General features: G+C 42.6%; 11 protein-coding genes. 7 read left to right on the forward strand and 4 right to left on the reverse strand.

Going from position 1 to position 12,963, the window contains the following annotated elements:
- Positions 1–220: 220 nt before the first annotated feature.
- From HWQ36_RS03020 to HWQ36_RS03045, 6 genes are all read left to right on the forward strand, one after another.
- Complete coding sequence (locus HWQ36_RS03020; protein ID WP_292697947.1) at positions 221–715, forward strand: hypothetical protein; 495 nt, start codon at positions 221–223, stop codon at positions 713–715.
- Between the two features lie 447 nt (positions 716–1,162).
- Positions 1,163–3,049 carry an ATP-dependent zinc metalloprotease FtsH2 gene (gene ftsH2 / locus HWQ36_RS03025; protein ID WP_292697949.1) on the forward strand — a complete coding sequence of 629 codons (1,887 nt, stop codon included), beginning with the start codon at positions 1,163–1,165 and terminating at the stop codon, positions 3,047–3,049.
- A 129-nt stretch (positions 3,050–3,178) separates the two neighbouring features.
- Positions 3,179–5,479 carry a tetratricopeptide repeat protein gene (locus tag HWQ36_RS03030; protein ID WP_292697951.1) on the forward strand — a complete coding sequence of 767 codons (2,301 nt, stop codon included), beginning with the start codon at positions 3,179–3,181 and terminating at the stop codon, positions 5,477–5,479.
- A 23-nt stretch (positions 5,480–5,502) separates the two neighbouring features.
- Positions 5,503–5,862 (forward strand): ADP-ribosylglycohydrolase family protein, encoded by a 360-nt coding sequence (locus HWQ36_RS03035; protein WP_292697953.1) that lies wholly within the window; start codon positions 5,503–5,505, stop codon positions 5,860–5,862.
- Entirely contained in the window at positions 5,853–6,464 is a 612-nt protein-coding gene (locus tag HWQ36_RS03040; protein WP_292697955.1) for an ADP-ribosylglycohydrolase family protein, read from the forward strand. Before HWQ36_RS03035 ends, HWQ36_RS03040 begins: the two co-directional genes overlap by 10 nt.
- A gap of 64 nt (positions 6,465–6,528) precedes the next feature.
- A complete protein-coding gene (locus HWQ36_RS03045) occupies positions 6,529–7,074 on the forward strand; it encodes a hypothetical protein (protein ID WP_292697957.1) in 546 nt (181 codons plus the stop codon).
- 264 nt (positions 7,075–7,338) lie between these two features.
- On the opposite strand, the gene HWQ36_RS03050 is transcribed toward HWQ36_RS03045, so the two are convergent.
- On the reverse strand, positions 7,339–8,649 hold the full coding sequence (locus tag HWQ36_RS03050) for an aminopeptidase P N-terminal domain-containing protein (RefSeq protein WP_292697959.1): 1,311 nt from the start codon (positions 8,647–8,649) through the stop codon (positions 7,339–7,341).
- A gap of 812 nt (positions 8,650–9,461) precedes the next feature.
- Between HWQ36_RS03050 and HWQ36_RS03055 the strand changes: the two genes are divergently transcribed.
- Positions 9,462–10,703 carry a VCBS repeat-containing protein gene (locus HWQ36_RS03055; protein ID WP_292697961.1) on the forward strand — a complete coding sequence of 414 codons (1,242 nt, stop codon included), beginning with the start codon at positions 9,462–9,464 and terminating at the stop codon, positions 10,701–10,703.
- A 173-nt stretch (positions 10,704–10,876) separates the two neighbouring features.
- Here the strand turns inward: HWQ36_RS03055 and HWQ36_RS03060 are convergent, their stop codons facing one another.
- The 3 genes from HWQ36_RS03060 to HWQ36_RS03070 form a co-directional block, all read right to left on the reverse strand.
- A complete protein-coding gene (locus HWQ36_RS03060; protein ID WP_292697962.1) occupies positions 10,877–11,644 on the reverse strand; it encodes an MBL fold metallo-hydrolase in 768 nt (255 codons plus the stop codon).
- Between the two features lie 3 nt (positions 11,645–11,647).
- Complete coding sequence (locus tag HWQ36_RS03065; protein WP_012408079.1) at positions 11,648–12,247, reverse strand: aminodeoxychorismate/anthranilate synthase component II; 600 nt, start codon at positions 12,245–12,247, stop codon at positions 11,648–11,650.
- 237 nt (positions 12,248–12,484) lie between these two features.
- Positions 12,485–12,940, reverse strand: coding sequence for a diacylglycerol kinase family protein (locus tag HWQ36_RS03070; protein ID WP_292697968.1), 456 nt, complete (start codon positions 12,938–12,940; stop codon positions 12,485–12,487).
- Between the last annotated feature and the right edge of the window lie 23 nt (positions 12,941–12,963).

The following is a 12,963-nucleotide window of genomic DNA, read 5'->3' on the forward strand; positions in this document are numbered from 1 at the left end:
CTACTTCCAGATTTTAGAAATATTTTAGATTTTAGGGGCGCACAAACGTGTGCCCCTATCCATAAGGTAGAGCAACTATAAAAACAAGAAATCATTGACTAATTACTAATGAATCATCCCAAATTTCAAATCTAAAATAGGTAGTCAATTCTCCCCACATTGGGAACTTGGTGTGTAAAATTCATGTCTTCAAAAACACTTAGAAGCGAACGTAATTACAATGCCGACAAAAGCGCTCAATAGAGGGATGAGATTATCGTTGATGATACTTACGCTCTTCATCACATCGACAGTTAACTCTGTGACTGATGCTCAAGAAGCGCCAACGATATTTGGAGATGTCACCATTAGTCCCCAGTTTTCGCCAGACCCCCTGACAGTTCGCGGGATGAGTGGTGGTTCAATATCTGGGAGTCAAGTAGGTGCCAGAAGTGAAACAGCCACTGGCCCTTGTACCGGATTTGTTGATGAAACACCAGACCACACATTAGCCCTAACAAGTAAATTCGACTACCTAAAGTTGCAAGTCCAAAGTCCTGAAGACACCACCATAATTATCAAGGGGCCAGGCGGTACTTGGTGCAATGACGATTTTGATGGCAAAAATGCCGGCATTGTTGGTGAATGGCTGCCTGGAAGTTACCAAGTTTGGGTTGGTTCCTACGAAAAAGGTAAGTATCTTCCTTACACTCTCAAAATTACCGAAGTTAAGTAGGGAATGGGGCATTGGGCATGGGGCATGGGGCACGAAGAAGAGACAAGGGAGACAAGGGAGACAAGGAAGAGGGGGGAGACAAAGAAGAGACTATTCAATAATTCCCCCTTGTCCCCCTTGTCCCCATCATCTTCCTCACTCCCCCTAAATAGATGATTGTCAGGGGCTGGAACGACATGAAAAGCATTGTGGAGAAATTATCCGTGGCTTTGCATCCCGTTGCGCTCTCTTTTCTCGTGCGATTTTGTATTAAAATTAAGTTAACTTTGATTAAGATTCTTGTTGGCATTGCCATAATGCTTTAATCAGCTTATGGCAGTGGATGTAAGAGATCAAATTAAACAAAATGGATTTATAGACATCCGTTTAACAGCTTAAAGTGACAGAGTGATTAACATTCGGTTGCTAATGCTAACGAATTGTATAGGCATCTAGAGGCAAATTAAGATGAAATTCTCTTGGAAAGTCGTAGTACTCTGGACATTGCCGGCTTTGGTAATTGGTTTTTTCTTCTGGCAAGGGGCCTTTGCAGGCGCTCCTACTGACATGAATAAGAATACAGCCAATACCCGCATGACTTATGGTCGCTTTCTAGAATACTTGGATGGCGATCGCGTCAGCAGTGTTGATCTCTACGAAGGCGGTAGGACAGCTATTATCGAAGCCCGCGATCCAGACATCGAAAATCGCGTCCAAAGGTGGCGGGTAGATTTGCCTGTTAACGCTCCTGAGTTAATTAGTAAGCTCAAAGAAAAAGATATTAGTTTTGATGCTCATCCCATGCGGAATGATGGCGCAATCTGGGGATTGTTGGGCAATCTCGTGTTTCCAGTTTTATTGATTACCGGATTGTTCTTTTTGTTCCGGCGTTCTAGCAACCTCCCCGGCGGGCCAGGTCAAGCGATGAACTTCGGCAAATCCAAGGCGCGTTTCCAAATGGAGGCGAAAACCGGGGTCAAATTTGATGATGTAGCGGGTATTGAAGAAGCTAAGGAAGAACTACAAGAAGTTGTCACCTTCCTGAAGCAGCCAGAAAGATTTACTGCTGTAGGCGCACGGATTCCCAAGGGAGTGCTGTTAGTTGGGCCTCCTGGAACTGGTAAAACTTTACTAGCAAAAGCGATCGCTGGCGAAGCAGGCGTACCTTTCTTCAGTATTTCCGGTTCGGAATTTGTGGAAATGTTCGTTGGTGTGGGTGCATCCCGCGTCCGCGATTTGTTCAAGAAAGCTAAAGACAACGCTCCTTGTATCATCTTCATCGATGAAATCGACGCAGTAGGACGGCAACGGGGCGCTGGTATCGGTGGCGGTAACGACGAGAGAGAGCAAACTCTCAACCAGTTGCTCACTGAAATGGACGGGTTTGAAGGTAACACAGGCATCATTATTATTGCTGCTACCAACCGTCCCGACGTACTAGACTCAGCCTTGTTGCGTCCCGGTCGCTTTGACCGCCAAGTAACAGTTGATGCACCCGATATCAAAGGGCGTTTGGAAATCTTGCAAGTCCATTCACGCAACAAGAAACTAGACCCTAGCGTATCTTTAGATGCGATCGCTCGCCGCACTCCTGGATTCACTGGGGCTGATTTAGCCAACTTACTCAACGAAGCGGCAATTTTGACTGCTAGAAGACGCAAAGAAGCGATCACCCTCCGCGAAATTGATGATGCTGTAGATCGGGTAGTCGCTGGGATGGAAGGCACTCCTTTGGTGGATAGCAAGAGCAAGCGCTTAATTGCATACCACGAAATTGGACACGCCTTAGTGGGAACTTTGTTAAAAGACCACGACCCAGTGCAGAAAGTTACCTTAATTCCACGGGGACAAGCACAGGGTTTAACTTGGTTTACTCCCAACGAAGAACAAGGGTTAATTTCTCGTTCTCAGTTGAAAGCTAGAATCACTGGTGCTTTGGGCGGTCGCGCTGCTGAAGAGGTGATTTTTGGGGCTGCCGAAGTCACAACTGGCGCTGGTGGAGACTTGCAGCAGTTGTCGGGAATGGCCCGGCAGATGGTGACTCGGTTCGGGATGTCCGACTTAGGGCCACTTTCATTGGAAAGCCAGCAGGGTGAAGTGTTCTTGGGTCGTGACTGGACAACTCGATCTGAGTATTCCGAATCAATCGCTTCTCGCATTGATGGACAAGTCCGAGCGATCGTGGAAGAATGCTACGAAAACTCGAAGAAGATTATCCGTGAGCATCGCACTGTCACCGATCGCTTAGTCGATTTGCTGATCGAAAAAGAAACCATTGACGGCGAAGAATTCCGCCAGATTGTGGCTGAGTACGCTGAAGTTCCTGAGAAGCAGCAGTACGTACCGCAACTGTAACCACTGTTCTAAAATCACTGAAATGGGTATGGTCAAAAGGCTATACCCATTTTTATTTTAGGTATTAATACTAAGTCATTTTATTTAGTGTCAGGGAATACTAAGCATAGTTAAAAATTTGATATTGCTATGCAATACCTAATCTACCCGATCGCAATTTACGTTCTACTGATTGTTATTCGCTATTTCATTCTCTTTTTACTACTTTGCAAATCTCAGATTCAATATCCCAAGTACCAGATTACAAAGGCTGATACAGTTCCTATCTATTTAAAAGATTTATTTCAAATTCCCATTAAAGAACTAGAGCAATTCGGTTTTCTTCCATGCAGCTATTTGCAATATCAACCAATCAGCAAAGCCTATCAGCAAATAAATTGGGAACTTCTTTTATATAACAAAGCACTCAAAAGCTATGCCACAGTAGTTATTCGTCGTTTAGTCGAATCTGTCAATTTATTTGATATAGAGTTTTATACCTTTTTTAAGGATAAAACTTTATTGCTGACTGTCAACGGCAAACAGCATGGACTTATCGGTGAGTTTCCCAACACTATTGTTCAGGATGTTTATACCAGCGAAGTATCAGTACAATGGCAGACTCATCAAGATCATCTCAAACAATTAACTACCAGCAAAACACCTTGTGGTTTATCACCAGAGTCTTTTGCTCAAGCACTACAGATACAGATGAGTGGCTATGTTAGTAACTTAGCCAAGACGGGGAAAATATCACCAATCAAGGGAACAGAGTTATTTCAGATACATTGGTTAACAGTCCTGAGATCGCTTAACCCGATGACGCAGGGTAACAAGAAAGCAGCAAATATCATCAAGCAACGCAGACAACAAGCCAAAACTGATTCCAGCATTTTACAAGAAATCCCTATAGAACTGGAAGTAGAGGGATTTAAACAAATGCAGTATACCCAAACCGGTCTGGTGGGTAAAAAATTTCGTACTTGGCTTTTTTTGGGTAGTCTAGGGTTGTTTATCGCCAGTTATACAAGCTTTCTTACTCCACAAAGTGTGGTGATTTTCATCGCTGTATTGTTTTTCCATGAAGGCGGACATTTATTGGCGATGAAACTGTTTGGTTATCGTGATACCTCTGTTTTATTCGTACCGTTTTTAGGCGCTTTAGCAACAGCCCATAAAGATGACGCCACACTCACCCAAAAGTTTTGGATATCTTTAGCAGGGCCATTACCAGGGTTAATTTTGGGGATTGGGTTGGCGGTTCTTGCACCTTTGGGTAGTGATTATCCTGATTGGGTACAAAAAACAAGTTGGACGCTGATATTTCTAAACTTGTTCAATCTACTCCCGATTTATCCTCTAGATGGAGGACAAATTGCTGATTTACTGGTGTTTTCTCGTTTCCCTTACATTGGTGTTTTATTTAAAGTCTTTGGTGTGATTATCTTAGGATTTATAGGAAAAGATAGACCAATGTTGTTGTTATTTGCGATGTTGATAGCTATGGGTATCCCTAATAGCTTTCGCAGCGCTAAAATTAATCATAAACTTCAAAAAGAACTACGACGAAATCCACCCATAGATCGGGATAATCTTCTGCATTTCATATTCAAGTATCTGAAGCAACTCGGATATGGAAACTTGCCTTTCAGTAAAAGATACGCCTTAGTAAAGGGATTGATTCAACAGCAGCACGAATACCATAGTAAATGGAAAACTAGAGTTTTTCTATTAGTTATATACTGTGTAACCTTGTTAGGTGGAATGGTAGGCACTCTGCAAGCTATTACTCCTAGTTGGGTAAGTTTATTAACTAACTATTCTAAAAGTTCTCAGCAAAGACTTGAGCAGATCAGAAAAAATAGACAACAACAAATTGAGCTTACAACTACTGCTTTACGTACAAATCCCAATGATGTTAATCTTTATGTAAAGCGATCGCGGGCGCGTTTGGGACTGCATGACTATAAAGGCGCACTAGCAGATTATGACCAAATTGTGCGCTTAAAACCTGACGATATTGAATCTCGGATGACTCGTGCCAACTTTCGTAATAGATTAAAAGATTATAAAGGCGCGATTCAAGATTATAACGAGATTTTGCGGCTTAACCCCAAAAATGTCAGTAGTGTCTATTACCAGCGAGCGCAAGTTCTTAATCATCTGGAAGACTATAAAGGAGCGATCGCTGATTACAACGAAATTATTAAATTGAATCCCAAAGATAACTACGCTTATATCTCTCGTGGATATACTCGTCAAAAACTCCAAGATTACAAAGGTGCGATCGCAGATGCTAACTATGTAATTCAGCTAAATCCTAAAGAAGCAGAAGCATATATGCTACGTAGTGAAGTTCGTCGTCATTTGGGAGATAATCAGGGAGCGATCGCAGATGAACAAACTGGAAATACTCTTTTTAAAGCTATGGATGAGGAAGATCCTAGTTGATAAAAACCAATTATTAATGATTTATGTCAACAAATAACGATCTTCGCCTAATTCGCGCTCAATCCTCCCTTGAAGGTTTATCAGTGGGTGATGCTTTTGGAGAGCGATTTTTTCTGCATCCAGATGTGGCAAAAAGTCTGATTGTCGCCCGTGCTATCCCTCCATCACCTTGGTACTACACTGACGATACCCAGATGGCGCTCTCAATTGTGTCTATTCTCCAAGAATACGGGGAAATTAACCAAGACGGTTTGGCACAAAGCTTTGCCAACCAATACGATAGCCAGAGGGGTTATGGTGCAGCAATGCACGGGCTGTTAACGCAAATACACAATGGCGAATCTGTGCTTGTGATTTATCGGAGAGAACGCCAGTGGAATTAGCAGCTACTCTGCTGGGAAATGGCGCTCATGTCTCAGCACAAGATACAGTCCCTTTTGCACTATGGTGTGCTGCCCAACACCTTTACAACTACGAAGAAGCACTGTGGTTAACTGTAAGTGGCTTGGGAGATAGAGATACTACTTGTGCGATCGCAGGTGGTATTGTGGCGATATCTACAGGTGTAGAAGGTATTCCCACGGCATGGGTGCAAGCGCGAGAACCTTTGCCTAACCATAAGCAAGAAACAATCACACTCTTCCGTCCCACTGGGCCAAAAGAACTGGCTTTGATTAGGGAAAGTGGCGATCGCAAATTTCCTCCTCGAATACCTGAACAGCCTATTTTCTACCCGGTACTTAACGAAGAATACGCCGCACAAATTGCCCGGAACTGGAATGCGGCAAGTACTGACACAGGATACATCGGCTATGTAACACGTTTTCAGGTGCGTGCAGAGTTTTTAAGCCGCTACTCCGTAAAAACTGTAGGCGGTTCTATACATCAGGAATATTGGATACCTGCGGAAGATTTACCTGAATTCAACCGTAATATCGTTGGTTTGATTGAAGTAATATCAGAATTTCGCCAATCAACAACTTGAAAATCTGAAACTGTTAGCATAGGTACTGTGTGCAAAAATCTACCTACTTTTATTCCCACAATTGATGAATAATAAAGTTAAATTATTGACTCTTGCTTCCTTAACGTTGGCAGTTTCTTCTCTAACTGTCAGCACAGTTGTTGCACAGATAAAACTGACAAATCAATCGAAATTGTTCATCAATGGAATCGGCACAGTACGAGTTGGGATGACTGTTTCCCAAGCGGCAAAGGCTTCTGGTACTAAGCTAGTGGGCGATTCACCGAATAACAGTTGCTACTACGTTAAGCCACAAAACGAACCCCAAAATATTTTGTTTATGGTTACAAAAGGTCGTATTTCTAGAGTCGATGTGCGGCAGAATACCCAAATTACTAGCCTCAAAGGTGCAAAAATTGGAGACACCGAAGCGCAAATCAAGTCCCTCTACCCAGGACGAATTAAAGTCACACCTCATAAATACGTCAAAGGTGGACACTACTTGACACTTATCCCGAAAGACCGTGCTTACCAGAACTATCGTGTGATATTCGAGACTGATGGTAAGGTTGTTACTCAGTTTCGCTCAGGTAAACTACCAGAAGTTGAATTTGTTGAGGGCTGTTCATGATCTGAGATACGATCAAAGTCAGTTTCTTAGATTCAGCAACTTGCGTAGCTTGCCGCCATAGGCATCAATTTTAGGAATTCTGACAATGACTCTGATGGCTTGTCCGCAATTTTAGCTTGGGGATAGTTAGTACAATGTCTAAGCTAGTAATGAAAAGTTTGTAGTAAGCACTTTAGTGCTTAGAAAATAAGGACTAAAGTCCTTACTACGAACTTGCTTACCCATCAATTGAAACTTGACATACTAGTACACACCATCCCTTTTTTATCTTTCCAATTCATCGATTGCTTTGGGAACCCCCGCAGTTAATACCTCATGTCCATCAGATGTAACTAACACATCATCCTCAATCCGAATACCAATGCCAATCCATCGGGGATTAGTCTCTGGTTGGTCTTCTGCTAGTTTGGTGTCAGGCACAATATATAGTCCCGGTTCCACTGTCAAAATTTGGCCTGGTTGTAAAATCTGCGGTTTGTCTTCACCGTGCTGGTAAACTCCCACATCATGAACATCTAACCCTAACCAATGACTGGTGCGGTGCATATAATATGGCTTATATTTCTCTTCTTCAATTAACTTATCAATTTCACCTTTGAGGATGCCAAGTTCAACTAAACCTTCCGTGATAACACGCACTGCTGTGTCGTGAACTAATCTGAAGGGATTACCTGGTTTCACTTGAGCGATCGCTTGTTTTTGCGCCTCCAATACAATCTCATACAGCGTCTTTTGTTCTGGCGTAAATTTACTCCCGACAGGAAATGTCCGCGTAATATCCGAGTTGTAATAACCGTAAGCACAACCGGCATCAATTAGCAGTAATTCTCCATCCTGCATTTGACGATTATTTTCAATGTAGTGGAGTACGCAAGCATTCACACCAGAAGCCACAATCGAAGGATAAGCTGGCCCCATTCCACCCCGCACTCGAAAGATGCGTTCCATCTCCGCCTGAATTTCATACTCATAACGTCCAGGTGCGGCGATTTCTTGGGCGTAATTGTGTGCAACAGTAGCGATCACTACTGCTTGACGCATTAACCCCAACTCAGCTTCACTTTTAATTAGTCTCATACTGTTGAGAACAGGGCCAGTATCTTCAATAGCGATCGGCCCAGTACCGCGTTTAGGATAAGTCCGCAGTAAACTTTGGTAATGTTGCAGGATTTGGTCATTAAAAGTGCGATCGCGTCCTAAGTGATAATAAATACGGCTGGCTTTTTCCAAATACTGCGGCAACTTTTCATCTAACTCGCTAATGGGGTAGGCTTCATCAGCACCATAAATTTCCTTGGCTGCATCTACCCCAGAAAGATAACCAGTCCATACTTCCTTTTCGCGATCCTTCGGTTGGACAAACAGCACAAACCGATGTTCTGAATGATGTGGCGCTAACACTGCTACTGCCTGTGGTTCGTTAAAACCAGTCAGGTAGAAGAAATCACTGTCTTGGCGATAAACATACTCGACATCGTTGTGCATCACTGCCATTGGCGCACTGCGAAAAATGGCTGTGCCATCACCAATTTTTGCCATTAACTGCTCACGACGCTGCCGATATTCTGCTTGCATAGCTGATGTATATATTAAAGTATTGTGTTATTTTACACTTGTGGCAACCAGCAGATGCACAGATTATGCTTCTTGGTAGTTGCTAATCTAAGTTATTCTAACCAATATTTGTTTGAACTCAAGTCATAAATAATTGCTGAATAATCAATTATCTTCAGGACTTACGCAAACAATAGATAGCCGAAACCTTGATTTCTAGGTAGGGGCAATTCATGTAGAGGCAAAGCGGTGAGCCAGTCCGGTGGGCGGGTTCCCCCGCATAAAGGAACTGGCGTTAGCGTAGCGGTAGCGAGGTACAAGTAAGTGTCACCCGCAGGGTATTTCCCCTACTGCGTGTAGTTTTGCGTAAGTTCTAATATAAATTTTGGGAGTTCAGAAATTCAACAATATACCGTAAAAAATATAGCTGGTGTAGATATTTTTAATGACTACTTAACTATATTTAAATGTCACAAAATATAGATAATCATAGGGCTGAACTATCTACAAATCATCATATATGATTTGGTTTATTTAAGGTATTTTTTTTTAATAAAATCTTTAATATTGTAGTCTCAATCTGCTTATCATAATTCAAATTAAATTTATGTGTACATATAACACAGCAAAATATTTTGTAATTGCTTATCTAAGACTTGAAATTTTAGTAGCGATCGTTTAAAACAAACATATATTTATCTTAAAAGACTGACATTTATCAAAAATAAATGCTTATAAAGAAATATTTAAAAACTAGTAAATGTTATTTTGTTACAGAAAAGTATTTCAAAAAAAAGTTAAAAAAATATGACAGCCAATAATAAAAATTCACCATGCCTGAAAATCCAAATTCCTCACCCTTAGCTTTGAATACATCTCGATTAGCATCAGATTCTTTTGCAAAATCAGAAATCTTGACAACTTCTCTTAAAAGTTTAAATTATGATTTGGGATTTGGGAGTAAGAGTTCCTCGTATGCCCTACAAAATGAACCAGCGACCCTGCCTGTCAAAACGTCAGCAAATCCCAATCCTAATCCTTACCTAACCAGTGCAGCGATTACTCCTGACTTCAACGGTGATGGCAAAACAGATAAAGTTTGGGTTGATTCTACAACCGGTGAGATTATCATTCGGTTGATGGATGGCACAAAGGTTCTTGAACAGGGTTCTTTGGGTCAATTTGACCTATCCGCCTATGATTACAAAATTGCCGATTTCAATGCTGATAGTAAAACCGACTTCTTATTACGCAATAAGACAACCGGCGAGAACAGCATTGTGCTGATGGATGGAACTAAAGTTGCTTCTGCAGCTGCTCTATCTAGCGTTGATGCAGCCTGGAGTCCTCAGATAGGGGATTTCAACGGCGATCGCAAAACCGATATCTTCTGGCACAATACTACAACCGGTGAAAACGCTATTTGGGAGATGGATGGCACCACAGTTGTCAATGCAACTGTTCTAGACACTACAGATACCGCTCTAACTCCTACCATTGTTGATTTTGACGGCAATGGCAAGAGCGATATTTTCTGGCGCAATGCGACAACTGGCGATAACAGCGCTTGGTTTATGGATGGTGCCCAAAAGACTGAATTTGCGCTGCAATCCCAAGACGCAGCCTGGACTGCTAGCCTTGGTGATTTCAACGGCGACTATAAGACTGACATTCTGTGGAGAAACGCTCAAACAGGTGAAAACAAAGTTTGGACGATGAATGGTATCTTAGTCACAGAAGGCGCTTTGGGAACACTTGACTCATCCTGGACTTCCAAAATTGGTGATTTCAATGGTGATGGTAAGACCGATATCTTCTGGCACAATGGAACCACAGGTGCGAACACCGCTTGGTTAATGGATGGCACAACAGTTGCGACTGAAGCTTTCTTACCAACTAATAACGCGGCTTTGACACCATCCCTTGGCGACTTCAACGGCGATGGTAAGACCGATATCTACTGGCGCGATCAGACAGCAGGTTCAGACAACATTTGGACTCTAGATGGGACAACAGCCGTTGAGAATCCCATCAGCGATGCAGATAAGCTTGGTTCAGGGTGGTATACGTTCTAAAAATTAAGGGCATGGGGCATGAAGAAGAGACAAGGAAGAGGGGGGAGACAAGGGAGAGACTTGTTCAATAATTCCCCCTTGTCCCCCTTGTCCCCCTGCTCCCCTGCTCCCTCATCCCCCGGTTGGTGAGCGAAGTCGAACCACATCTCCCTCATCCCCATTTCCCCTACTGCTCAAAACTTGTAAGTCAAAACCTGAATTTCCCCCTTTTCTGGCAATTTACCAGGGCTAATGGAAATACTATCTCCATTGCTACGCCGCACTGTCGTACCTTGCATTAAGGTCAAAAAATCATCAAGTGGTGAAATATCGCACTTAGTAGCATCAGCCGCCTGTGTCCGGTAATGAGTCGGAATCACCAGCTTGGGATTTAACACTTGAATAGCCTGCTTTGCTTCTTGAGCATTGTAGGCTTTTGCGCTGCCTCCCACTGGAATAAATACTACATCGGGTCGTCCCATCAAGATTTTTTGCTCAATGGAAATGGGTGCAGCAGCTCCCCCTAAGTGTAAGATATTAATCCCGGCTTGCTTCCAACTCCAAGCAGTATTTGAGCCAAATTGCTTACCACTTTTGCGATCGTGGTCTATGGCGATTCCTTGGAATTTAATACCTTTAAACTCATAAACTCCTGGTTCATAGATGAGTTTTGCATTTCCCGGTAGTACGTCCACAGCACCTTCATCCAGCAATTGACTACTAATCAGTACCAAATCTGCTGCAACTTTCGGTGGACGATATTTAGCAGTACAGCCAACTGTCCGAAATGGATTGACGAGAACTTTCGCACCACCACCAGTAAAAAGAAAGCAAGTATGACCCAACCACTGAACTGATAAACCGCTAGATTGTGCGTCAGCTTGAGATTTAGAACCCAAGGTAGTAACTAAAGCTGTGGCCAACCCCGCCCCAGCATAGCCCATCAACTGTCGTCGTTTCATTAATTATGCTCTTGACTGTAACTGTTCCAGAAAATTTCGCAATAACTGTTTTCCTGAAGATGTCAGGACACTCTCTGGGTGAAATTGGACGCCCTGAATGTGAGGATAGTTCCGGTGTCGCACTCCCATGATGGTGTTATCTTCAACCCAAGCGGTGATTTCTAACACATCTGGGCAAGTCTCACGTTCGATTACCAAACTATGATACCTAGTGGCGATGAGAGGATTTTCTAATCCCCGAAAAACCCCCACCCCAGTGTGAGATACCTGAGAGGTTTTGCCATGCATCAACTCTGGAGCAGGAATTATTTTACCACCGAATACCTGACCGATGCTTTGATGTCCCAAACAGACACCCAAAATTGGCAACTCTTGTCCTAGCTGTTCAATCAATTCTAAGGATATACCCGCATCTTCTGGGCGACCAGGCCCAGGAGAAATAACTACGGCTTCCGGCTTTAATGCCCGAATCTCATCTATGGATATCTTGTCGTTACGAAAAACTTTAATATCATCTGCTACTGAGAATTCTGCTGCCAATTCTCCCAGATATTGCACTAAATTATATGTAAAACTGTCGTAATTGTCGATAACTATAATCAAAGGTCATCACTCCTGGTTTTTAGCTCTCATCAGATTACTCATACTATTTGTTCGCTAGATATAAAAATAACGCTAACGTAGATACATAAATATGAAGCGACTACTCTCCGACAAGCCACTTCTCAAATTTTGAATTTATTATAATATCTTCTCCACAGTGGATTGGGTAGAGTGCGATTCTCTTACCAAGTCGCTTGGCGATGCCTGGGTTGGGCTATTCGGTCTCGCAAATTATATTTACAAAGCCGATATAATTAACCTTACCAGAGGAGGGAGCAATAGCGTACCAGCTACCAGAACCGCTACCAAAGCAGAGACAAGGACTGCACCAGCCGCACAATCTTTAGCAATTTTTGCCAATTCATGGTATGTCTGCTTAACGGTTAAGTCTACAAGAGACTCGATCGCTGTATTTAGTAACTCTAATGCCAAAACTAAACCACTAGTTATACCAATTACCGCTATTTCCACGGCTTGCAGTTGCAAAAATACGCTTAAACCGATCGCCATTGCACAAACACTTACGTGGATGCGAAAATTACGTTGAGTTTGAAAACTATAGCTGATTCCAGCCCAGGCATATTTAAAGCTAACAAATAAATTAGAGGCTACTTTCCAGGAAAATTCCCGTTCGTTAGACACCAGTGTTTGTAACGAGGTAGGCGTTGGTGATGGAGAAATTTTTGGGGACATAGACTTAAAAAATACAAAAATAG

Source organism: Nostoc sp. NMS2 (assembly GCF_017115105.1).
Classification (GTDB): domain Bacteria; phylum Cyanobacteriota; class Cyanobacteriia; order Cyanobacteriales; family Nostocaceae; genus Nostoc.